Raw genomic sequence first — 22,383 nt, 5'->3', positions numbered from 1 at the left:
CGGACCTGCGTAATAGCGTGCAATATAAGCATGACCTCATGTATCTGATGACTATAAATTCGGCAGCCGTGCTACTTTCAACACTGCCGCCGCGCATTTCTTCGTTGCCAAGGACCGGGACCAGGGGACTGCGCGCGCTCCCATTGCAGAGTCCGATCATTGGAGACGCCCGTGGAACCCACAACAGACGTGAAGCTGGACGCCCAGCCGGCCAGGCCCCCCGCGGCCGACTCCGGACTCCGCCGCTCCATGGGCCCGCGCCACCTGGTGATGATCGCCATGGGCGGCGTGATCGGCTCCGGCCTGTTCCTTAGCTCCGGCTACACCATCTCCCAGGCCGGCCCGCTCGGCGCGGTCATCGCGTACCTCATCGGCGCTTTCGTTGTGTACCTGGTGATGGCCTGCCTCGGCGAGCTTGCCATCGCCTACCCGGTGTCCGGCGCATTCCACATCTACGCCGCCCGCTCCATCGGCCCCGCCACGGGTTTCGCCACCGCCTGGCTGTACTGGCTGTGCTGGGCGGTTGCCATCGGCTCGGAGTTCACCGCCTCCGGGCTGCTCATGCAGCGCTGGTTCCCGGACGTGGAGGTCTGGGTCTGGTGCCTGGTGTTCGCGGCCGTGCTCTTCGGCTTCAACGCCGTGTCCTCCAAGTTCTTCGGCGAGTCCGAGTTCTGGTTCGCCATCGTCAAGGTTGCAGCGATCATCGGCCTCATTGTCCTGGGCGGTGCGGCCCTGTTCGGTTTCCGCCCGCTCGGCGGCGGGGGAGAGCACCCGTTCCTGTTCGAGAACTTTGCCACCGAGGGCGGACTGTTCCCCAACGGCTTCACGGGCGTCCTGGTCACCGTGCTGGCCGTCTTCTACGCCTTCTCCGGCTCGGAACTTATCGGCGTGGCCGCCGGTGAAACCAAGGACCCGGCCACCAGCATCCCCAAGGCCCTGCGCACCACGGTGCTCCGCCTGCTGATCTTCTTCGTCGGAGCCATCGCCGTCATCGCCGCCACCATCCCGTACAACGAGGTAGGCCTGGATGAGAGCCCGTTCGTCACCGTCTTCTCAGCGATCGGCCTGCCGTTCGCCGCTGACATCATGAACTTCGTGATCATCACCGCGCTGCTCTCCGCCGGCAACAGCGGCCTGTTCTCCTGCGCCCGCATGCTCTACTCCCTCGCCGACGAAGGCCATGCCCCCCGCGCCTTCAAAAAGTTGACGGGCCGTGGCATCCCCCTCATCGCGCTCTCTGTGAGCATGGTGGGCGGCGTCGCATCGCTGATCAGCAGTGTGGTGGCTCCGGAGACGGTCTACCTGGTGCTGGTTTCCGTGGCCGGCTTCGCCGTCGTAGGCGTATGGATGTCCATCACCGCCTCGCACTTCTTCCACCGCCGGGCGTTCGTCCGCAGCGGCGGCGACGTCTCCGCCCTCGCCTACAAAGCCCCGCTGTTTCCGCTGGTGCCCATCCTGGCGTTCTCGCTGTGCGTGATCTCCCTGATCGGCATCGCCCTCGATCCCACCCAGGCCGCCGCGCTCTACTTCGGCATCCCCTTTGTGGCCGCGTGCTACATCTGGTTCCACTTCCGGCACGGCCGCAAGGCCGCTGCGGCGAGGTAGACGCAGTAAAGGAGCGGACGACGGCGGCTGCCGGAACAGGTGCGTTGCGCACCTTCCCGGACGGTCGCCGTCGTCCTTTCCGCCGCAGGCCCCAACGCCCCTGAGAGGCGGGGCGTGGAAGAATGGGGCCTTGTGACCGGCCGGGAGGTGCAGATGAGCGTGGATTCGTCCGCTGAGGCGTCGTCAATGGCGCAGGGGCTCCGGATTGTCCGGCTCGTGGCAGGCAGGGAGAAACTGGGACGCCAACTGCTGGGCGTTTCGCAGCTGGCCGCGGAGCTGGACATGGAACAGAGCCGGGTCTCCCGCCTGGCGCAGGAACTGTGCGACCTCGGACTGCTGGAGCGCGTGGACCGCGGGCCGTTCCGGACAGGTCCGCGCTTCTTCAGCCTGGCCGCGGCACTGAACACCGGCTGGGTCCGGGAAGCGAAAACCGAACTTGAGGCGCTTGTTGCGGCGCTGGGACTGCGCGCCCGGCTCTCCGTCCGGGACGGCTACCGCGTGATCCTGGTCCGGGCCTCCAGCAACGACGCCATCCCCGGCAGCTTCGTCAAGCCCGGCATGGTGACCCCGGCCTGGTGCACCGGTGCCGGCCGGGCGCTGCTGTGGGACCTTGACCGGCCGGCGCTGGATGCCCTGCTGCAGGACGTGAACTACATCGGCATCGGCGGACCGGGGGCCGCGCACTCCACCGACGGGGTCTGGGACCTCATGGTCCGCGACCGTGATGCCGGGGTTATCACCGCCGCCGAAGAATTCGAACACGGAGTGGTGGAACTCGCGGTGCCCGTCCGTGACGCCGCCGGCGCCGTCCTTGCCTCGCTGAGTGTGCTGGGCAGCCGTGCCGGAATCGGTCCGGACGGGGCAACTGCCGCGGCCATGCTCACCAGCGCCGCTGAACGGCTCGGATCCCGCGGGAGCGCCCGCTAGGGTTGCCGGTACCCGAGCCTCTGCTCAAGCCATTTTCCCCGGGCCACCAATGCGTCCGCGCACGCTTCCCGGCGCGGTTCCAGCCTGTCCTTGATGCCCACGATCTGCAGCGCCGCCGCCACGTCACCCTTGAAGTCCCGGACGGGGACGGCCAGGGAATAGAGGCCCGGTTCCGCCTCCTCATCCACGATCGAGTAGCCCCGCTTCCGGGCAGCTTCACGCCGCGCCAGGAAGTCGTCCACGCTGGTGGGCGTGTTGGGGCCGTGCCGCACAAACGCCACATCCGCGAAGACGGTCCGCACTTCCGCCTCTGACGCTTCCCACAGCACCGCCTGCCCGGCATCGCTGCAGTACGCGGGGTAGGGCCGGCCCAGCCAGGAGCCCACCAGATTGCTGCTCGCCGGGACGCTTTCGCCCATGGTCACCGTGCTGTCCCCGTGAAGGACCCCCAGGAAACATGCCTCATCCGTTTCTCCCGCCAGCGCGTCCAGGGCGGTGCCGCCGTCGGACTCTAGACGGCGCTCGGTGAGCAGCTGCGCGTCAGTAAGGACGGACCAGTCCAGGCTGTAGGTGCGCTGGCTCGTTTTGCGGAGAAAGCCCTCCTGTTCGGCACTGCGGAGGTTGCGTGAAACCTGGCTGCGGTCCTTGCCGAGATCTGCGGCGACGTCAGCGACGGTTCCTCCGGGATGTCCCGCTGCATGGCGTGCACCCACAGCAAGGAGGGCCATGATTCCGCGGCCCATGCTGGAGGTTTTTGGCATGGTGTCGAGTCTAGTGGAGGTGCTTTCCCTGCCCGGCTTCCGATGTGTCACCGACTGGCGCGCCGGATTCGCCGGAGCAGTACGTGGTCGCCTGACACACAGGGACGCCCCGGCGACCGTGTTCTCTTCCGGCGATTGCGGAGCTGCCGGCCGCAGGGCAGGGGCCCGCAGCCGCATCAGCAGATGGCAAACACCCTTGCCGGGAAGCCGCTGCCGCCGAGGGGCTTTGGCCAGGAAGCGACGACGGCGGCACCGGATTCCGGCAGCCCGTCCAGGTTGGCCATCAGTTCGATCTGCCAGCGCCCCTGTTCCAAGACATAGGTTTCCAGGCTGAAGTCCTGCCGGGAGGTTGCCAGGCCAGGGTCCGTGTCTGTCTGCTCGTGGCCGACCGCGGCCACGGCACGGTGCTCAACCAGGAAGGACAGCACCTCCATGGACCAGCCGGGCGTGTGGCTCAGGCCCTCGCTGTCCCGGTTTGCCATCGCCCCGGCGTCGGGCCACCGGCCGCTCCATCCAGTGCGGAGGGCAACGAAGGAACCCCGCGGGACGGGGCCGTTCCGGGTTTCCCACTCCTGGACGTCCTGCAGGGTGGGGGTGGCGTCCGGGTTGCCGGCCACCCGCTGGCTGATATCCAGGACCACCAGCGGAAGGATCATCTCCTCCACCGGGATCTGGTCCAGCGTCCTGCCGCCGCAAATGAAGTGGGAGGGCGGGTCAACGTGGGTTCCCCACTGGCCCACGATTGTGTAGCGGTGGGCGGTGAAGCCGTCACCCTTGTCCAGGTCGAAAAGGGCTTCGCGCTGCTCATCCGGAAAGGCGGCGAAGTGGGGCTGTCCCGGGTGGAAGGCGTGCGTCAGGTCCACGAACTGCCTGCCCGCGATCACCGCCTGCAAGCCCTCCCAGAGCGAGGTTGTGCTGGTGTCCGTCATGATGCTGCGGCTCCTTCTGCCATGGGCGCTTCAGTCTTTGATGCTTCTGCCGGCGGCGCCAGTGCGGTGCTGGAGACGCTGACGGGGCCGGTCACCTCAATGACCGGCACCTCCCACGGGTGGATGTCCACGAGGCGGCGCATAAACCGCTCGACGGCGGCGTCCCCCAGTGAGGCGTCGAAGTACGTTGTGAAGACGAAGGTTGGCGAGAGGGTCTGCTCACCCACCCGTCCCAGGGTGGGATTGGCGCCCTCGGCCGTGGTGAACCCCTCGAAACCGAGGCTGGACTCAAACACATGCTTGTAGTTGCCGAAGTCCCCGAGTTCCCGGAATTCGGCAAGGGCCTGCAGCAGGTGCGCGATGCCCGGATCATCCCGGAAGGCGTCCGGCTCGCCCTTGGACAGCTGCCCGAAGGTGCTGCTGCTGATGGGCCAGTGCACGCGGAGCTTGCGTACCGGGTGAAGTTGAACGTCCAAGAACCTAGCCTCTTTCCTCCGCCGGTTGACGGCTGCCAGCCATCGTGACAGAAAGAAATAATCATTACAAGCATAAGTAAATGCGTATTATGACTACTATGTCTTCCATTGCGCCGCTCTCGTCCCTGCTGGAATCCGGGGAGCACCTCGTCACCGACGGCGCCCTGGCCACGGAACTCGAGGCCCGCGGCTGCAACCTGGACGATCCCCTGTGGTCTGCCAAGGTCCTGCTGGAAGACCCGCACCTGATCAGGGACGTCCACCGCGACTACTTCTCCGCCGGGGCCCGGATTGCCACCACCGCCAGCTACCAGGCAACGCCGCAGGGCTTCGCACGGCGGGGCATGAGCGCCCACGATGCCCTGGAGCTGGTGGCGTTGTCGGTGCGGCTGGCGGATGAGGCCCGCCGCATGCACCTGGCCGCCGCGCCGGACTCGGGCACGCTGCTCATTGCCGGCTCTGTTGGCCCTTACGGCGCCTACCTTGCAGACGGTTCCGAATACCGCGGCGACTACACGCTGGGGAAAGATGAGTTCCTGGACTTCCACCGGCCCCGGGTAGCCGCACTCGTTGAAGCGGGTGTGGATTTCCTGGCGTGCGAGACGCTCCCGTCATTTGCCGAAGCCGCGGCGCTGGCCGCCCTCACGGAAGAGTTCGGCGTCGAATCCTGGTTCACCTTCTCCCTGCGGGACGGCGCCCACATCAGCGACGGCACCCCGCTGACGGCCGTTGCCGGGCTCCTTGACGCACACCCCCTGGCCGCAGCGATCGGCGTGAACTGCGTGCCGCTGCACCTGGTCACTCCCGCGCTCGCCGCCCTCCACAGCGCGACGGACAAACCGCTGGTGGCCTACCCCAACTCAGGCGAAACGTACGATCCCGCGACCAAGACCTGGGGTCCGGCCACAGCCTCCGCACAGGGTGCGGACGCCGAACCAACAGACCCCGCCGGCGGGGCCGACGCCTGGCTGGAGCACGGCGCACGCATCATCGGCGGGTGCTGCCGCACGACACCAGGCGACATCGCCGCCGTCGGACGGATCATTGCCGCGCGCCGCTGAACCATCCCGGGTGAACCATCCGCGCTGAACCTGCAGCGCAACGCGGCGCCTGAAGGCCTCAGCCCTTTGCCGGAGCGTCCTTTTGGTTGTCCTGGTCTGGGTTGTCTTGGTCCGCGGTGTCCCCGCCCGGGGCGCCCTGTTCGTCCGCGTGTTCGGCCTTCTCACGGGCTTCCTGCTGGTGCTGCTCGAGTTTCGCCTCGGCGTCCCTGCGCCGGTATCCGATGGAACGGGCCTGTTCAGGCGTGGGATGCCGGTGCTCCCGCTCCCAGGCATGGTCATTGACGCCGGTGCCGGGAACTGCACCGTCATCCGGATCCAGAGGTTCTTTACCCATATCCAAACCCTGTCACAGTAACGGCACTGATAGTAGGGCTTACGCCTCAAGCCGCCCGTAGGTGGTGATCACGTTGCCCTTGCTGGTCCGGGACTGGTCCAGGAGTACCAGCCGGGTGGTGGGGTCGCCGTCCTGGAAGAGGCGCCGCCCGCTCCCCGCCACCACCGGGTGCGTCATGAGCGTCAGGGAATCCAGCAGCCCGGCGAACAGCAGCTGCCGCGTGACCGAGATGCTGCCGCACACGGCGATCTCGCCGCCGTCGCGCTTTTTGAGCCCTGCTACGAACTCTTCCAGCGGCGCGTCCATCAGGTGCGAGTTTTGCCATTCGAGCGGTTCCGCCAGGGTCCGCGACGCCACGAACTTCTCCACTGGGTTGATGAACGCGGCGAAGTCCTCGTCCACGGGCGCGGTAGGCCAGTACGCGGCCCACTCCTGGTAGCTCACCCGGCCCAGCACCACTGTGTCCACCGTTTCCATCATGGTGGTCAGGCCGGCGCCCAGTTCGTCGTCAAAGCTGTCGAACTGGAACTTGTAGGGATCGGACACAACGCCGTCCACGGAGTGGAACAGGCCGGCAGTGACTTTGCGCATGGGGACCTCCAGCAGGGGTTTTTGAGCGGACACGCCTCACGCTAGTGCGCCCCTTGAGCCAGCGGAAGATCCCTGCAAAAGCGCACGACGGCGGCCGCCCCAGTTACGTTCATCACTCGCCGAGGCGTCTTGCAGGGTTTGGCTGATCCTGAGCCGCATACTTGTGGTGAGCGGCTGTTGCCGTGCCCCGGCCAGGCAGGAGGAAAGTGCATGGAAACCCTGAAAAAGATCGTGAGCAACCAGTATTTTCCGGCCGCTGCAGTCCTTACCGCCGTGGTGCTGTTCTGGGCCGTGGGACTCCTGGGCGGGCTGTCCCTGCTGCACAACAACCAGCCCCCGCTCACCACTCTGACCTGGATGCTGTTCGTCTACACCGTGGCGGTCCTCAGCCCGCTGGCGGGCATCCTGGCCGCCACGGACCTGCTCCGCCGCTGGCGCCGCAACCGGGCCGCCGCAACGGCCTACACCGGGTATTCCGTTGACCCCCAGGCCGGGGAAGGCCAGGTGGCGGTCGAGCCGGCAGGAGGAGCCCAGTCAATGGACGCACCCGAAGAGCCGGCAGTCCAGCACCCGGCGCCTCCCGCCCCCAAAGCAGCAAAGAAAACCTCCAAGCAGGCAGGCCGCAAGCAGGCCGCCTAGCAGGCAAGCCGCCGTCGTCCGTCCTATCGGTCCTTCAGCACAGTGAGCGCTTCCTCCGCCTGCTGCAGCGCGTTCTCCAGCCGACGACCCGGCTGCGGCAGCGAAAACAGGTAACCCTGCAGCGAATCGCAATCCAGGGCCGCCAGGTAATCCGCCTGCGCCGCCGTTTCCACACCTTCCGCCGTGACGGTCAAACCAAGGCTGTGGGCCATGTTGATCATGGAACTGAGGATGGGCAGCCGCTCGTTGCCGGTGCGCACCATGGAGACAAACGTCCTGTCGATCTTCACCGTGTCCACCGGCAGGTCCTGCAGCCTGCCCAGGGAGGAATAGCCGGTGCCGAAATCGTCCAAGGCAACCCTGGCCCCCTCCTCCCGGAGCGAGCTGAGCTGTTTGATGAGGCTGCAGTCGGCGTCGAAAAACACGCTTTCGGTGACCTCAAGGACAAGCTGGTAGGCGGCCACACCGCTGGCCTCGGCAAGCCGAAGGACCGTCTGGGCAAACAGGGGGTCCTGCAGCTGGACCCCCGAAACGTTCACGGCGAGCGACCGGGACGGGTCCTCGCTCAGCCACGGCGCCAGCTGCACCATGCCCAGCGCCATCACTTCCGTGCCGATCTCGTTGATCAGCCCCGTGCGCTCGGCCAACGGAATGAAGACCGACGGCGGGACCCTCCCGCCATCCCTGTCCCACCGGGCCAGCGCCTCGAACGTGACCACCTGCCCCATGCGGTGGGACACGATTGGCTGGAAGTCGACCGATATTTCGCCCCGGGCCACGGCCAGCTGCAGGCCGGCTTCCATATGGGTCCGCTGCACCAGGGCAGTCATCATGTCCGGATGGAACCGCAGGAAGCGGTTCTTGCCGGCGGCCTTTGCCGCGTACATCGAGATGTCTGCCTGCCGGAGCAGCTCGGAGGCACCCACGCTGTCCCGTCCCAGCGATGCGAGTCCCAGGCTGAGGCTGGGCCGCAGGACGGTGCCCTGGATCGTAACGGGGACGTGCAGGCACCGGACGATGCATTGGGCGATCGTATCCGCGTCAGGGCATGCGGTCAGGAGCACCACAAACTCGTCTCCGCCCAGCCGGGCCACCACGTCGGCAGTGGGGACGCAGCCGCGGAGCCTTCGGGCCACTTCAACCAGCATGTCATCGCCGGCCTGGTGGCCAAGGATGTCGTTGACTTCCTTGAAGTCGTCCAGGTCCAGGAGCAGGACGTCAACGGTCTTGAGCCGCGGTTCCTGCAGGGCTCCAGCCAGGGCGTCGTTGAACACGGCCCGGTTTGCCAGGCCCGTCAGCGGGTCCTGGAAAGCCATCGCCCGCAGCTTCTCCGCCTGCTCGGCGAGGTCCATCATGGCCTGGTGGGCCTGCTCCTGGGCTTTGCGCCGTGGCGTGACGTCGCGGAAACTCCACACCCGCCCCACGATGTTTTCACCGACCCTCTGTGGCCGCGAATATCGTTCAAAGGTGCGCCCGTCCGCGAATTCCAGGACGTCGTGGCTTTCTGCTGCCGGGTCTTCCCCAAGCGCCCTGATCCGCGCCAGGAAGCCCGCAGGATCCGCCACCTGCTCGATGATGAGCCGCAGGACGGGCTCCTCACTGTCTCCCTCCATGAGCTCCGGCGGGATACCCCACATGGTGAGGAACTGGTCATTGAAACCGGCCACCCTGCCCTCGGTGCTCATCACCAGGATGCCGTCGGCTGTCGATTCCAGCGTGGCGGTCAGCAGGGACATCGCTTCCCGCAGGTCGGCATCCGCTGCCTGGCGGTGGGAAGTACCCCGGACCGAAAGAAGCAGCAGGCCATGGTCGGGGCCGCCGTCGTCGGGTCCCCGGCGCCCTTCCGGGCCCCCTGGAGCTGACGCAGCGCCAAAAGGTCCCGGATGGAACGGCAGGGCCGCTTCCCACGGCAGCAATGAGCCCGTTGCCTCGGCGGGGAATTCCGTCCCGCTGCTGTGCAGGCCGTAGATTTCACGCGGCGGCGGATGCTCCGCGGGCCGGGCACGGAGCCGGGTGAAAAGCTGGTCCGCCTCGCTGCGGAAGCCTTCGGCCAGCAGTGTTCGGTGGTCCCGCCCGGTGAGGTCCCCGGCGGCGTATCCGAACAGCCTCCCGGCCGCGGCGTTGGCCAGCGCGATGCTGCCATCTGCTGCTATGGCCAGCAGCGCATCCGGACTGGCATCCAGAACGGTGCCGAAAGTTTGTGCTGCCGCAGTCCTGCCGTGGCTCCAAGAATCATTCAAGACACCACCCCCCTCGGACATCATAGAGCGCAGGAACCGAAATTTGGTGAGCTGCCGGGGCCCGGTTTCCCACGGACTGTTGCGGACCTGCCGGCCTTCCTGGCAATGCCAACACAAAAGCGCTGCCCCCAGGGGGACAGCGCTTTTAGGGTTTGGGAATAAAGGGACCGCTATACGCGGCGGTGGCTGCGGTTAGTGACTGCACCATAAACGAGCAGGACGATGATTGAACCAAGAATTGCCAGCAGCCAGGTGCGGATATCGAAGAATTCGGCCAGGCCGCCGCCGAAGATCAGCGAACCGATCCAGCCGCCCAGGATGGCGCCGACAACGCCGAGGACCAGGGTGACCACCCAGCCTCCGCCTTGGCGGCCGGGCAGGATTGCCTTCGCAATGGCTCCGGCGATCAGGCCCAAAATGAGAAATCCGAGAATGCCCATGTTGTCACTCCTTGTCAGTAAGTTGTGCCGGGCCCCCATTTCCGGTTCCATAATTCAATCAGCGTGCTTACTGCTCTGCAAGAGTTTGATTATCACGGGATGACTGTCAGTTTTTCCGGCCGGAATGCACCACTTTCGCTATTTGCTGGTGAATCCCGCCGGGGCAGCGGGCATGGCCTTCGATAGGATTGATTGTCCCCGCAACAAACCAAGGAGTTTTGGCATGCCCAGCCAGCAGACAGTCCGGCCACGTGCCATCTTCCTCGACATCGACGGCACCTATGCCGACCACGGGCTGGCGCCTGCTGCGCACGTCGACGCGGTGCGGACCGCACGCCGGCTGGGACACCTGGTCTTCGTCTGCACCGGGCGGCCGCTGTCCATGGTCCCAAGCCACATCCTGGAGGCCGGCTTCGACGGCAGCATCACCGGGGCCGGAGCCCGGGTGGAGCTCGGGGGAGAAGTCCTCAAGGACACGCGCTTTGATCCGGACCTGGCTGCCCTGATCGTGGAAACGCTGGACGCACATGGCGCCGCCTACATCTTGGAAGCACCCGAGGCCCTGCACGGCCGGACAGGCGTGGACCAGAGGCTGCGGGAGGTGCTGGGCCCGATCTTCGCCGGCCGGCCGCAGCACGACGGGGTCCTCAGCACCGACGTGGATCCGCTGGAGGACATCCTGGGGCCGATGCAGTACAGCGACGACCTTCGCTCCACGTCCTACGCCAAAATATCCTGCTTTGATTCCCCGGTGCCGCTGCAGCAGCTGGTGGACGCGCTGGGGCCGCAGGTGGGCCTCATTCCCAGTTCCCTCTCCGCCCTGGGCGACCGCGCCGGCGAGATCTTCATGGCCGGAACACACAAAGCCGTGGGCATCCAGGTGGTGGAGGAACACCTGGGCCTTGACCGCGCGGACATCGTGGCCATCGGGGACAGCGCCAACGACATCGAGATGCTGGAGTACGCCGGCGTGGGCATCGCGGTGGAAGGCGGGCACCCGGCGGTGCTGGCAGTCGCGGACCGGACCACCGCCGGGCCGGCCGGAAACGGAGTGGCACTCGCCTTTGAGGAGCTCGGCCTGCTGGGCTGACCGGCTTCCGGGCGGAAAGACGTCAGGAAGAAAGCGGGGCGGGTGCCTGCTCGGACGCGTACGCCGCAGCGCCGGTCCCCAAACCGCGCACCAGCCAGCCGGAGGCCTGCCAGGCCGCGGCGTCCAGCACGTTGCGCGCGTCCAGCACCACCCGGCGTCGTACCCGTGCGCCCGCAGCGGCGGGGGAGAGGCTGCGGTATTCATCCCATTCCGTGAGCAGCATCACCAGCTCCGCGCCCTCGAGTGCCTGCTCCATCGACGCTTCGAACTTGAGGCGCGGATAGCGGCGCCAGGCCTGGTTGACCGCCTTGGGATCCGTGACGGTCACATGGGCGCCGCACGCGGCAAGCCGGTCGGCAACATCCAGGGCGGGGGAGTCCCGGATGTCGTCGGTGTCCGGTTTGAAGGACGCGCCAAGGACCGTGATGGAGCGGCCGGCAACGCTGCCGCCGCAGAGTCCGGCAGCCAGGCTGACCGTCCGTTCACGCTGGCCCAGGTTGACCGAATCCACCAGCCGCATCCAGTCGTCAAGGGCCGTGACCCCTGCATGGATGGCTTGGGTCCGGAAGCTGCGGATGTCCTTGGGGAGGCAGCCGCCGCCAAACCCCAGGCCGGCGTGCAGATACCGTCCGCCGATGCGCGGGTCCATACCCATGGCCTCGGCCAGCTCCGCCACGTCCGCCCCTTTTGCGTCGCACAGTTCGGCCACGGCGTTGATGAAGCTTACTTTGGTGGCAAGGAAAGCGTTCGCTGCGGACTTGATGAGCTCCGCCGTGGCGAAGTTGCAGACCAGGCGGGGGATGCCGGCCTCAAGGAGCGGCTCGTACACCGCATCCAGTGCCGCCGTAACCCCGAGCGGTGCGCCGGTGCGGGGATGGAAGGCGGACGCGCGCCCGCCGTCCACCCCGTACACCAGCCGGTCCGGTACCAGCGAGTCCTTCACCGCGGTCCCCTGGCGGAGGAACTCCGGGTTCCAGCCCAGCAGCACGTCCGGCCGGGAGGCCAGCACGCCGCGCAGCATCTCCACCGTGCCGACGGGCACCGTGGATTTACCCACGACGACGGCGCCCGCGGCCAGGTGCGGCAGCAGCGTTTCGATGGCGGAGACCAGGAAGGTGAGGTTGGCGGCGTCGGACGTTTTGTCCTGCGGGGTGCCCACGCACAGGAAGTGGACCTGTGCGCCTTTCGCGGCAGCGGCGTCCGTGGAGAAAGTGAGGCGGCCGGTGTTCCGGCCGTCCCGCAGGAGTTCGTCCAGGCCGGGTTCGTGGAAGGGGGCGGCGCCGCGCGCCAGCTGTTCCACCTTGCCGGGATCGACGTCGATTCCCACCACGGTATGGCCCATGGACGCGAGGGTGGCCGCATGGACGGCGCCAAGGTAGCCGCAGCCGATCACCGAGATTTTCACTGTGTTGCTCCTGCCCGGAAACCTGTTGGTGTTTGCGCCGGTGCGGCCGTGATGGCTTCCTGGTAGTGCCGGACCAGTTGCCCGCACAGTGCCGGCCACGTCCTGTCCTGCACGGACGCATGGGCTGCAGCAGCGAACGCGCGGCGTTTGGCGTCGTCGCCCATCAGGTCGAGCACGTGGCCGCGCAACCCGGACAGGTCGCCCGGCTCATAGAGCCAGCCGGTCCGGGAATTCTCCACCAGGTCCAGCGGCCCGCCCCGGCCCGTGGCCACCACCGGAACCCCCGATGCCATGGCCTCCTGGATGGTCTGGCAGAAGGTCTCGAACTCACCCGGATGCACAAAAAGGTCGAAGGATGCCACCGCGCGCGCCAGCTCCTCACCGCCCAGGAAGCCGGTGAAAACCGCATCCGGCAGGGCGTCCTCGAGGACCGCCCGCTGCGGCCCGTCACCGACAATCACCAGCCTGGCGTTGGGAATCCCGGCCAGGGCAGCCAGGTCCTCCACCTGTTTCTCCACGGCCAGCCGGCCCACGTAGCCGATGATCCGCTGGCCGCCGGGGGCCACGGAAGCCCGCCATCCGTCGTCGCGCTTTTCCGGCGAAAATCGTGCCGTATCCACTCCCCGCCTCCACATCTTCACCCTTGGGATGCCGCGGCCGCGCAACTGGTTCAGCGCGAAGGTGGACGGCACCAGGGTGCGGGTGGCCAGCAGGTGGATGTTTTCAACCCGGTTCCAGGCCCAGTTCTCCAGGAACGGCACACCGTATCTCGCCGCGTAGCTGGGAACCTCGGTCTGGTAGACGGCCACAGTGGGAATGCCCAGCTGGTGCGCCGCCTGCGCCGCCCGCCAGCCAAGCACGAACGGCGAGGCGAGATGGACAACGTCCGGTGCGTAGTCGGCAAGGATTCGCTTGACCCGGTACACACCGCCCATCGCCACCCTGACGTTCGCGTAGCCGGCCAGCGGCACTGCCGGCAGCCGGAGGATTTCCGCGCCCCGCACATGGTCCGGCGCCTCCCCGTCCAGCGTGGAAGGCGCGATCACCAGGACGTCGTCGCCCCGGCTCTCAAGGTGTTCCAGCACGCGCAGGATGGAATGCGTTACGCCGTTCATCAGCGGCAGGAATGATTCAGCAACAATTGCGATCCTCACCCCTCCACGGTGGGCGGCCGGCGTTGCCGTGCGGGGGAGAAAACGTTACCCGGAGGGAAAGGCTGCGTGAACAGGAGGACGCCGAACTGAAAAAAATTACTAAGTAGGCTTTGCATATGATGCTAAGCATGCTTAGTGTAGGAGGGCAGCTAACGCAGAGCCTCAAGCAGACGGGGCGGAACCCGGCACCGGACCCCGGTGCAGGACCATCCAAATTTGTTAGTTAAGCCCAGCGCAACGACACATCCAAGGAGACGTCATGCTCAACAGGGAAAACATCGAAAGCCTGCTCACCAAGGGTGGCAACGTCATCGGTTCAGATGGCGAAAAGATCGGCTCAATCGGCCAGCTCTACGCGGACGACGATACGGGCGAGCCCACATGGGTCACCGTCAAGACGGGCCTTTTCGGCACCTCGCAGTCCTTCGTTCCCGTCGAGGGAGCACACAGCCAGGACGACGACCTGGTGGTGCCGTACACCAAGGAACACGTCAAGGACGCCCCCCGCGTAGACGTGGACGGGCACCTCACCCCTGAGGAAGAGGACCGCCTCTACACGTACTACGAGCGCGGTGCCCGCACCTACTCGGACACCCGGAACGACGATCTGGACACCCGGAAGGATGTTGACTTCCAGGGCGATGCGGACCTGAACGCCGGCACTCCCACCACGGGTATTGGCCGCGACCGCGACCTTGACCGCGACACCACCCGCGGCACTGTGGGCCACGACACCTCCGGTCCCACCACGGACGACGCCATGACCCGCTCCGAGGAGCGGCTCCACGTCGGCACCGAGCGCGAAACCACTGGCCGGGCACGGCTGCGGAAATACGTCACCACGGAAAACGTCACCAAGACCGTCCCCGTGCAGCGTGAAGAAGTCCGCCTGGAGCGCGAGCCCATCACGGACGCCAACCGCGGCGAGGCCCTTCGCGGCCCGGACATCAGCGAAGAGGAGCACGAGGTGATCCTCCATGAGGAGCGCCCCGTGGTGGAGAAGGAAACCGTTCCGGTAGAGCGGGTCCGCCTCGACAAGGACGTTGTGCAGGAGGACGTCACCGTGAGTGAGGAAGTCCGCAAGGAACACATTGACGCAGACGGCGTTGACCGCGAAGGTCGCCGCTAACCTGCACCGTTGATGCACCTTTGACGCGCCGTTGAACGGACCGGCGCGCCAGGCAAGCGAACAGCACACGACGCCGGGAGCCCCCTTGGGGGCTCCCGGTATCGTTGTGCGTGCGGAACTTTCTTGGACGCTGGTGCAGCCCCCGCAGATGGCGGAAACTGCACCAGCCAGTAGGACGAATATCTTCAGAACTTAAGGTTGTTCCTTCATTCGCGGCTCCTGTTTCCCGGTTTACGGATTCCGGGCTATGTCCTGCGGGCCGCCGTCCTGGAGAACAGCCAGCCGGCAACAATCATTACGGCGCCCAGCACCAGATGGGCCCAGTTATCCATCATGTTCAGGGCCAGGAAATTCGCCGCCGAATCTACTCCGACAACGAGCCCGAAGATGGCCAGGACGATGTACAGTGCGCCTGCCCCCAGGAGGAAGTTCCGTGCTCCGTGTTCTGTCCGGGACATGGCCCAGCCGGTGGCACCGATGGCCAGCTGCACGATGTTGAGCAGCATGGACACCTGGAACAGCCCCAGGAACATGGCGTGCGACGCCGGTCCGAGGAACATCAGTTCGCTGTATTGGGTGGTGACACCCGGGATGAAGCCCAGGACACCGACCAGCATCAAAACAATTCCCACTCCCATGCCAGCGTTTTGGACGTCTGCCCGGCCAAAATGAACGCCGTGTGCATGTGGGGATGCGGTAGTCATTTCTTCCTCCAATCCACTCGTTGTGGACAGTTCAATTTTACGGCCGCCCACGGCGAAAAGCTCCGGCACAGCGTGCGGTGGAGTTCCGCCGATCCAGCGGATGAGCCTGTCGTTCCCGGCCCGGACGCCCCTGCCGTGACACCATGGGGCACGATGAAAATGCGTGCTGACCAGACCGGAGACCGTGGCCTTCCCATGCCCTTGTGGCTGCAGGGTGCCCTCGAAACGGCGCAGGCAGCCATCATTTCCGCGCTGGTGGTGATTGCCCCGATCATCGCAGTGTGGGCCACTGCCGGCTTCCAAAACGGCGCTTTCGACGCCCTGGCCCGGCTGGCGGGGCAGTCCTGGCTTTTGGTTCACGGAGTCCCGCTGGAACTCAGCGCCGCGGGCTCCGACGCCGCCGGCAACGGGGAGACCGGCGTTCTGTCGCTGGTTCCGCTGGGCCTCACCCTGCTCCCTTTCCTCCTTGCATGGCGGGCCGGCCGCCGCCTTGCCCGCGCGTCCTATACAGACCAGCTGTGGCAGGCATTGCTCGGCTCCTGGGTTGTCTACGCCGCTTTCGGTACGGCTACCGGCTTCGTGTGCCGTACTCCCGACGTCGGCATCAACCCCTGGTTCGCCGTGCTGATCCCGCTCATTCCCTATGCGCTGGGCATGGTGATCGGCGCGCGGCGCGAGGCCGGTTCCTGGAGCCGGCTGATCGGCGTCGACGCCGTGGACTGGATTTCCCGCACCAGCCAGCATTCGCGGTGGGCCGGCTCCTACCTTGCCTCCGCCGCCAAGGCCGGGTTTGTTGCCACCCTTTCCGCGCTGGCATTGGCTGCCGTGCTCCTGGCCGTGGACCTGTTCATCCACTGGAACCTCGTGGTCGCCGTCTATGAGGCGCTCGACGCCGGCGCCGTCGGGGGTGCCGCACTGACCATCGCGCAGCTTGGGTTCCTCCCCAACCTCGCGGTCTTCGCCCTCGCCTGGACGTCCGGGGCCGGTTTTGCCATGGGGATCGGCTCGCACGTAGGCCCGCTGGGAACCGCCGTCGGACCGCTGCCTTCCATCCCCGTGCTGGCCGCCATTCCGTCCGGGCCGCTGGACTACGCCTTTGTGGCCCTGATTGTCCCGGTGCTGGCGGGAGTGCTGGCCGGATGGTGGTTCCTGCGCGAGGGTGAGAACCACTTCGATGAGTGGCTTTCCATCAAGATCCGTGCCCGCTGGTTCACGGCAACAGTCTCCACCCTGGTGCTGGGGATCCTGGCGGGACTGGCAGCCGGGCTCCTGGCCTTTGGCCTGGCTTGGATTGCGCGCGGCTCGGCGGGAATCGGCCGTCTCACTGACATTGGTCCGGACCCGTTCTGGACGGGAGTGTGGCTGGCCGCGGAAGTGGCCGCCGGCGTCGTCATCGGTTACGCGGCCGGGCCGTGGCTGGAACGTGAGCAGGCGGCGTCGGAAGAGGACGCTGAACTGGTTTCCAGGTCCTAGCGGAACTGCCCGGGCAGCGAGCTTTCCAGCTGGACCCGGCACGCCGACTGCGCCTGGTCCGTGAGTGCCCGTCCCACGCATGCCTGGTACTGCCGGACTTCGTTGAAAAACACGGCTGTCACAAGGATCAGCAGCACCATGATGGCGGACACCACCAGGCCGGAGATGGTGCCGATCAGGACCAGCCTGGATTCCTTCAGCTTCGCGGCCCGGACCAGGAGTACCGTGCCCAGCGCCACGCTGGCTGCCGTGAGGATCCCGGTCAGCCACAGGTAGTTGACGTCCAGCTGGTAGACGAAGAAGGCGCCGAGCACCGAGATGACGAACATCCGGAACAGGGTATGGGTCTTGGCCAGCGAGGCTTTGGCTGCCTCGCTGAGCGGCGGCCTGGTCCGCTGCTGCCCAGCCGGTTCGGGGGAGGTGTTCATGTTTTCCAGCCTACGCGAGCCTGCCCATAAGCTAGAGCCATGCGCATCGTAGTCCTCGTTTCCGGTACCGGGTCCAACCTCCAGGCTGTTATCGACGCGGTAAAGGCGGGGGACCTGGACGTGGAGATCGCGGCCGTCGGTGCAGACCGCCAGGGCACCTACGGGGTGGAGCGGTCCGCGGCCGCCGGCATCCCGACGTTTGTGGTTGACTTCAAGGCGTACCCGGAGCGCGCTGCCTGGAACGCCGCGCTGACCGACGCCGTGGCGAGGTTCGAGCCGGATGTGGTGGTCTCCTCGGGGTTCATGCGCATCGTCAGCCCGGAGTTCATCGATGCCTTCAACGGCAGGTACCTGAACACCCACCCGGCACTGCTTCCGAGCTTCCCGGGAGCCCACGGGGTACGGGACGCTATGGCCTACGGCGTGAAGGTGACCGGATGCACCGTGCACTGGGCGGACGCCGGGGTGGACACCGGCCCCATCATCGCCCAGGAGGCCGTGGCCATCGAGGACTCCGACACCGAGGAAAGCCTGCATGAGCGCATCAAGGTAGTGGAGCGCCGGTTGCTGGTGTCCACGCTCGCCTCCCTCGCCGCCGCCCACCGTGCCAGCACTTCGACCCCCCCCACCTGACCCCTCCTCCCCACCCAACTAGGTCGCAGCAGATGTCGGAATAGGGGTTCAAACCGACATCAGCTGCTACCTACTTGGAAGGCGACGGCGCTCCTGTGGATAACTTCGGCAGTCCCGGCCGGAAATTTGCCACGATAAGCCATGAGAACTCCGCGGCCAATGCCCGACGTCCTCCCATCCGGCGCCTTCACTTTCCATGAAGCGGTCGACGCCGGAGTAACAGTCGGGCGGTTACGGCACCATTCCATGGCCGCACCGAGCCGGGGAATCAGGCAGCCGCTTGCACCTCAAACTCCTGAGCTGGCGTCAATTGTTCGGCCATTGACGCTGGTCATCGAGTTTTCCGCAGCTTCCCATGCGACGGCCTTCACGTTGTGGGGATTTTCAGGTTTCCTTCCGGGAAAAGACGATCCCGTTACCCACATATCCAGGCCGGACACGCTGGCCATACCGCGTCGGTCCGGCGTTCGGGGACATCGTGGCCAGTTCTTTGACGATGAAATCACCACACTCAACGGGCTCTTCATCACCTCCCGGACCCGCACATGGCTGGATTGTTCCCGGAAGATGAGCATCGAAGAACTGACGGTTGTGGCTGATCACCTGCTGCGGATCCCGCGGCCGGACTTCGAGGGCAGGTCCAAGCCCCATGCAGCCCGGGACGATCTTGAGGAAATGCTCGACCGGCACAAAGGGACACCCGGTATCAGGAAAGCCCGGGTTGCCCTTGACCGCGCCCGGGTGGGCTCCGATTCCGCCCCTGAAACCAGGCTGCGCCTGGCACTGGAAGACGCAGGCCTGCCCGAACCCCTGCTGAACGTTCCCACTCAACTGCATGCCGCCGTCGTACGCCAACCTGACCTGAGCTACCCAAAACAGAAGGTGGCGGTGGAGTACGACGGCGAGGGCCATTCCGAGGCGGCGCAAGTCGTTAGGGATATCGCCCGCGACGAGGATTTTGCCCGCACGGGATGGATGCTGGTCCGCATCTCCAAAAGGCACATGGAAAACGAGGCACGGGCCGCCGTCGCTAAAGTCCGCTCGGCACTGCGTAGCCGCGACTGGCAGCCCAAGTAGGTAGCAGCAGATGTCGGTTTGAGGGCTCAAAGCGACATCTGCTGCTACCTATTTGGGAGGGGGAGGGGTTACTCGAGGCGGCGCTGCTTGGTTTCCGGGGAGAAGAACGCCATCCACAGCACGGCCAGCAGCACCAGCCCGCCGGCGAGGGCGAAGGACGTGGCCAGCCCCAGCTCGGGCCAGAAGTAGTTGGCGAAAATCAGCGGCCCGAACCCTGCCCCCAGCCGCGAGAAGGTGGAGGCCCAGCCGAATCCGGTGCCGCGCAGCTCGGTGGGGTACAGCTCGGACACGTAGGCGTACAGCACCGGGATGGCCACCTGCACCACGAACCCGAACACCAGTAGCCAGAACACCGCCGCCGTGGGGATGTCCACCACGAAAGCCACGATCACCAGGGTCAGCGCGGACAATGGCCCGGTGATGGCCAGGATCCATTTGCGCCCAACCCGTTCCACCAGCAGGGCGGCCACCACAACGCCCAAAAGCCCGACGGCGGCCATGGACGCCGTGGTGACGAACGCCTTGTACTCGGCGAAGCCGGCGCCGATCAGGATCCGCGGCATCCAGGTCAGGGACAGGTAATAAACCAGCAGGATCGAGAAGAACAGTGCCCAGGCCGTGGCCGTAATTTTCCAGTTGAACTGCCACACCAGCCGCAGCTGGTGCCAGGCGCTGCCGGCGGAAAGCCGCGGTACCTCCCTGGCATCGGGCAGGCTGTAGGCGCGGGGTTCCGCCCCGGTGGCGGCCACCAGCCCGTCGATCACCTTGGCCGCCTCCTCACGCCGGCCCTTGCGGATCAGGAAGAGCGGCGACTCGGGAACGCTGCGCCGGACCCAGAACACCAGCAGGGCGGGCAGGACCATCACCAGCATGGTCAGCCGCCAGTCGCCGTACAGGGCCACAAGGCCGGCGGACACAAAGCCTGCCAGGGCTGCCCCCACCGGCCACCAGCCGTCCATCGCCGTGAGGACCCTGCCGCGCTGCTTGCGGGGGGTGAACTCACCCACCAGCGCGTAGTCCACCGGGATGCAGCCGCCCAGGCCGAACCCGGCCATGAACCGGAACACGCAGAACCAGATGAAGTCGGGGGAGAAGGCGCCCAGGACTGTGAAGAGCGAGAAGATCAGCAGCGTGGCTGTGAAGGCTTTCTTGCGCCCGATGGTGTCCGCGATGGTGCCCCACACGAACGCGCCCAGTGCCATGCCGATCAGGTTGGACGTGCCCACCCAGGCCGCCTCGCCCGGGGAAAGGGCCCAGTGGGTTGAAAGCAAAGGTATGAGGATGCCGTTGAGGGTCACATCCCAGGCGTCGAACATGAAGCCGAGGCCGCCGATCAAAAAGATCCTGCCCTGGACTTTCCATCGCCAGGGCAGTTCCTGGACCACCTGTTCGCCGCTCGGCACAGTGGTGTAAGTATTCATCGCAGCCTCCTGGGAAAACTTTAGCCGGGCGCACCGGGGTTCACACTCCGGCCTACTCGCGGGGCAACCTCCGCTTCGGGATAAACTGGGCCGTATCCCCACCAACCGCGGCACTGTTCCGCGAGATAAGACGGAGACATTTGTGAGCTTCACGCAGCATGAGCGCGTATCCATCGACCGTGTTCCCATCCGCCGGGCACTGATCTCGGTTTACGACAAGACCGGTCTGGAGGAGCTCGCGCAGGGCCTGCATGCGGCCGGGGTGAAGCTCGTCTCCACTGGTTCCACGGCCAAGAAGATTGCCGCCGCAGGCATCCCGGTCCAGGAGGTCGAGGAAGTCACGGGTTCCCCCGAAATGCTGGACGGGCGGGTCAAGACCCTGCACCCGCGCGTGCACGGCGGCATCCTGGCGGACCGCCGCGTGGCAGCCCACATGGAAACGCTCACCCAGATGGAGATCGAACCCTTTGATCTTGTGGTGGTGAACCTCTACCCGTTCGTGGAGACCGTCAAGTCCGGCGCCGCCCAGGACGACGTCGTGGAGCAGATTGACATCGGGGGCCCCGCCATGGTGCGCTCCGCGGCGAAGAACCACGCCGCCGTCGCCATTGTGGTGGACCCCTCCTTCTACGGACAGGTTGTCACCGCCGCCGCTGAAGGCGGCTTTGATTTGAAGACACGACGCCGGCTGGCCGCCAAGGCGTTCGCCCACACGGCGTCCTACGACAACGCCGTGGCCACCTGGACGGCGAGCCAGTTCCTGGACGAGGACGGCGACGGCGTCATCGACTGGCCCGCCTACGCCGGCCTGTCGCTGGAGCGCTCGGAGGTGCTGCGCTACGGCGAGAACCCGCACCAGCAGGCTGCCCTCTACGTGGACAAGGCTGCCCCGGTGGGCATCGCGCAGGCAGACCAGCTGCACGGCAAAGCCATGAGCTACAACAACTTCGTGGATGCGGACGCTGCCCTTCGCGCCGCCTACGACTTCAGCGAGCCGGCCGTGGCCATCATCAAGCACGCCAATCCCTGTGGCGTCGCTGTGGGCTCCGCTAATGCCGCGGACCCGATCGCCGACGCCCACGCCAAGGCCCACGCCTGCGATCCCGTCTCGGCGTTCGGCGGCGTCATCGCGGCCAACCGCACCGTGACCGCGGGCATGGCCAACACGGTCAAGGACATTTTCACCGAGGTTGTCATCGCCCCGGGCTTCGAGCCGGAAGCGGTGGCGATCCTGTCCAAGAAGAAGAACATCCGCCTGCTTGCCCTGCCCGAGGGCTACGGCCGCTACCCCACGGAGTTCCGCCAGGTCTCCGGCGGCATGCTGGTCCAGGTAGCGGACAAGGTGGATGCCGACGGCGACAACCCCGCCAACTGGACCCTGGCCGCCGGTGAAGCGGCGGACGCGAAGACCCTGGCCGACCTCGCCTTCGCCTGGACCGCCTGCCGCGCAGCGAAGTCCAACGCCATCCTCCTCGCCCAGGACGGCGCCGCCGTCGGTATTGGCATGGGCCAGGTCAACCGCCTGGACTCCTGCCGCCTGGCCGTGGAGCGGGCCAACACTCTCGGCGTGACGGTGGAGTCCGACGTCGAAGGTGCCGGCGGTGCGTCCAACGCCAGCGGTTCCGGCGCACCCCAGCGGGCCCGCGGCGCCGTAGCAGCCTCCGACGCGTTCTTCCCGTTCGCCGACGGACTGCAGATCCTGATCGACGCCGGCGTCCGCGCCGTGGTGCAGCCCGGCGGCTCGGTCCGGGACGAGGAAGTCATCGCAGCCGCCAACGCTGCAGGGATCACCATGTACTTCACCGGGGCACGCCACTTCTTCCACTGAGTCCACCGATTGCTCCGTAGGTGTCGTTTTCGGACCCG

The 22,383-nt window shown here is 66.4% G+C and carries 22 protein-coding genes; 10 read left to right on the top strand and 12 right to left on the bottom strand.

What is annotated here, in order from left to right:
* The first annotated feature begins 171 nt into the window (after positions 1 to 171).
* Positions 172 to 1,605 carry an amino acid permease gene (locus tag WHH00_RS13460; protein WP_406633485.1) on the top strand — a complete coding sequence of 478 codons (1,434 nt, stop codon included), beginning with the start codon at positions 172 to 174 and terminating at the stop codon, positions 1,603 to 1,605.
* A 159-nt stretch (positions 1,606 to 1,764) separates the two neighbouring features.
* Positions 1,765 to 2,532, top strand: a complete 768-nt coding sequence (locus WHH00_RS13455) for an IclR family transcriptional regulator (protein WP_406638610.1) — start codon at positions 1,765 to 1,767, stop codon at positions 2,530 to 2,532.
* Here the strand turns inward: WHH00_RS13455 and WHH00_RS13450 are convergent.
* The 3 genes from WHH00_RS13450 to WHH00_RS13440 all read right to left on the bottom strand — a co-directional run bounded on the left by WHH00_RS13450 (position 2,529) and on the right by WHH00_RS13440 (position 4,698).
* Entirely contained in the window at positions 2,529 to 3,293 is a 765-nt protein-coding gene (locus WHH00_RS13450) for an IclR family transcriptional regulator (protein WP_406633483.1), read from the bottom strand. The genes WHH00_RS13455 and WHH00_RS13450 overlap by 4 nt on opposite strands.
* 176 nt (positions 3,294 to 3,469) lie before the next feature.
* Positions 3,470 to 4,222 carry a cyclase family protein gene (locus WHH00_RS13445; RefSeq protein WP_406633481.1) on the bottom strand — a complete coding sequence of 251 codons (753 nt, stop codon included), beginning with the start codon at positions 4,220 to 4,222 and terminating at the stop codon, positions 3,470 to 3,472.
* The gene (locus tag WHH00_RS13440) at positions 4,219 to 4,698 is read right to left on the bottom strand and encodes a hypothetical protein (protein WP_406633479.1); all 480 of its coding nucleotides are present in this window, start codon (positions 4,696 to 4,698) and stop codon (positions 4,219 to 4,221) included. Before WHH00_RS13440 ends, WHH00_RS13445 begins: the two co-directional genes overlap by 4 nt.
* A 98-nt stretch (positions 4,699 to 4,796) precedes the next feature.
* On the opposite strand from WHH00_RS13440, the gene mmuM reads away from it, so the two are divergent.
* Positions 4,797 to 5,759, top strand: a complete 963-nt coding sequence (mmuM, locus tag WHH00_RS13435) for a homocysteine S-methyltransferase (protein ID WP_406638608.1) — start codon at positions 4,797 to 4,799, stop codon at positions 5,757 to 5,759.
* A gap of 58 nt (positions 5,760 to 5,817) precedes the next feature.
* Here the strand turns inward: mmuM and WHH00_RS13430 are convergent, their stop codons facing one another.
* Together WHH00_RS13430 and WHH00_RS13425 are read right to left on the bottom strand one after the other, a co-directional pair.
* Positions 5,818 to 6,093, bottom strand: coding sequence for a hypothetical protein (locus tag WHH00_RS13430; RefSeq protein ID WP_400516680.1), 276 nt, complete (start codon positions 6,091 to 6,093; stop codon positions 5,818 to 5,820).
* A 39-nt stretch (positions 6,094 to 6,132) separates the two neighbouring features.
* Positions 6,133 to 6,684 carry a dihydrofolate reductase family protein gene (locus WHH00_RS13425; protein WP_400516679.1) on the bottom strand — a complete coding sequence of 184 codons (552 nt, stop codon included), beginning with the start codon at positions 6,682 to 6,684 and terminating at the stop codon, positions 6,133 to 6,135.
* A 210-nt stretch (positions 6,685 to 6,894) separates the two neighbouring features.
* On the opposite strand from WHH00_RS13425, the gene WHH00_RS13420 reads away from it, so the two are divergent.
* Positions 6,895 to 7,323, top strand: coding sequence for a hypothetical protein (locus tag WHH00_RS13420; protein ID WP_406633477.1), 429 nt, complete (start codon positions 6,895 to 6,897; stop codon positions 7,321 to 7,323).
* 23 nt (positions 7,324 to 7,346) lie between these two features.
* Here WHH00_RS13420 and WHH00_RS13415 read toward each other — a convergent pair whose 3' ends face one another.
* Both WHH00_RS13415 and WHH00_RS13410 read right to left on the bottom strand, forming a co-directional pair.
* Positions 7,347 to 9,584: an EAL domain-containing protein gene (locus WHH00_RS13415; RefSeq protein ID WP_406638606.1), complete on the bottom strand. Its 2,238-nt coding sequence runs from the start codon at positions 9,582 to 9,584 to the stop codon at positions 7,347 to 7,349.
* 149 nt (positions 9,585 to 9,733) lie between these two features.
* A complete protein-coding gene (locus WHH00_RS13410) occupies positions 9,734 to 10,003 on the bottom strand; it encodes a GlsB/YeaQ/YmgE family stress response membrane protein (RefSeq protein WP_350004310.1) in 270 nt (89 codons plus the stop codon).
* 223 nt (positions 10,004 to 10,226) lie between these two features.
* Here WHH00_RS13410 and WHH00_RS13405 point away from each other — a divergent pair, with 223 nt between their 5' ends.
* The gene (locus WHH00_RS13405; protein ID WP_406633475.1) at positions 10,227 to 11,093 is read left to right on the top strand and encodes an HAD hydrolase family protein; all 867 of its coding nucleotides are present in this window, start codon (positions 10,227 to 10,229) and stop codon (positions 11,091 to 11,093) included.
* A gap of 22 nt (positions 11,094 to 11,115) precedes the next feature.
* Here the strand turns inward: WHH00_RS13405 and WHH00_RS13400 are convergent, their stop codons facing one another.
* Together WHH00_RS13400 and WHH00_RS13395 are read right to left on the bottom strand one after the other, a co-directional pair.
* Positions 11,116 to 12,498 (bottom strand): UDP-glucose dehydrogenase family protein, encoded by a 1,383-nt coding sequence (locus WHH00_RS13400; protein WP_406633473.1) that lies wholly within the window; start codon positions 12,496 to 12,498, stop codon positions 11,116 to 11,118.
* Positions 12,495 to 13,652: a glycosyltransferase family 4 protein gene (locus tag WHH00_RS13395; protein ID WP_406633471.1), complete on the bottom strand. Its 1,158-nt coding sequence runs from the start codon at positions 13,650 to 13,652 to the stop codon at positions 12,495 to 12,497. Before WHH00_RS13395 ends, WHH00_RS13400 begins: the two co-directional genes overlap by 4 nt.
* Positions 13,653 to 13,911: 259 nt before the next feature.
* Here WHH00_RS13395 and WHH00_RS13390 point away from each other — a divergent pair, with 259 nt between their 5' ends.
* A complete protein-coding gene (locus WHH00_RS13390) occupies positions 13,912 to 14,781 on the top strand; it encodes a PRC and DUF2382 domain-containing protein (RefSeq protein ID WP_406633469.1) in 870 nt (289 codons plus the stop codon).
* Positions 14,782 to 15,026: 245 nt separating this feature from the next.
* On the opposite strand, the gene WHH00_RS13385 is transcribed toward WHH00_RS13390, so the two are convergent.
* The gene (locus tag WHH00_RS13385) at positions 15,027 to 15,485 is read right to left on the bottom strand and encodes a DUF4383 domain-containing protein (protein ID WP_231455842.1); all 459 of its coding nucleotides are present in this window, start codon (positions 15,483 to 15,485) and stop codon (positions 15,027 to 15,029) included.
* Between the two features lie 153 nt (positions 15,486 to 15,638).
* On the opposite strand from WHH00_RS13385, the gene WHH00_RS13380 reads away from it, so the two are divergent.
* Positions 15,639 to 16,958, top strand: a complete 1,320-nt coding sequence (locus WHH00_RS13380) for a DUF6350 family protein (protein WP_406633467.1) — start codon at positions 15,639 to 15,641, stop codon at positions 16,956 to 16,958.
* On the opposite strand, the gene WHH00_RS13375 is transcribed toward WHH00_RS13380, so the two are convergent.
* On the bottom strand, positions 16,955 to 17,386 hold the full coding sequence (locus WHH00_RS13375) for a hypothetical protein (RefSeq protein WP_406633465.1): 432 nt from the start codon (positions 17,384 to 17,386) through the stop codon (positions 16,955 to 16,957). The genes WHH00_RS13380 and WHH00_RS13375 overlap by 4 nt on opposite strands.
* A 39-nt stretch (positions 17,387 to 17,425) precedes the next feature.
* On the opposite strand from WHH00_RS13375, the gene purN reads away from it, so the two are divergent.
* The gene (gene purN / locus WHH00_RS13370; RefSeq protein ID WP_406633463.1) at positions 17,426 to 18,019 is read left to right on the top strand and encodes a phosphoribosylglycinamide formyltransferase; all 594 of its coding nucleotides are present in this window, start codon (positions 17,426 to 17,428) and stop codon (positions 18,017 to 18,019) included.
* Positions 18,020 to 18,586: 567 nt separating this feature from the next.
* Positions 18,587 to 19,096 (top strand): endonuclease domain-containing protein, encoded by a 510-nt coding sequence (locus WHH00_RS13365; RefSeq protein WP_406633461.1) that lies wholly within the window; start codon positions 18,587 to 18,589, stop codon positions 19,094 to 19,096.
* Positions 19,097 to 19,164: 68 nt separating this feature from the next.
* Here the strand turns inward: WHH00_RS13365 and WHH00_RS13360 are convergent, their stop codons facing one another.
* Positions 19,165 to 20,517, bottom strand: a complete 1,353-nt coding sequence (locus WHH00_RS13360) for an MFS transporter (protein ID WP_406633459.1) — start codon at positions 20,515 to 20,517, stop codon at positions 19,165 to 19,167.
* A gap of 142 nt (positions 20,518 to 20,659) precedes the next feature.
* On the opposite strand from WHH00_RS13360, the gene purH reads away from it, so the two are divergent.
* Positions 20,660 to 22,345, top strand: a complete 1,686-nt coding sequence (gene purH, locus WHH00_RS13355) for a bifunctional phosphoribosylaminoimidazolecarboxamide formyltransferase/IMP cyclohydrolase (protein ID WP_406633457.1) — start codon at positions 20,660 to 20,662, stop codon at positions 22,343 to 22,345.
* Positions 22,346 to 22,383: the final 38 nt, after the last annotated feature.

This window comes from Pseudarthrobacter quantipunctorum (assembly GCF_045291495.1).
GTDB classification, from domain to species: domain Bacteria; phylum Actinomycetota; class Actinomycetes; order Actinomycetales; family Micrococcaceae; genus Arthrobacter; species Arthrobacter quantipunctorum.
The sequence above is the reverse complement of the archived record's forward strand: the minus strand, read 5'-3'. Positions and strand labels throughout refer to the sequence as shown.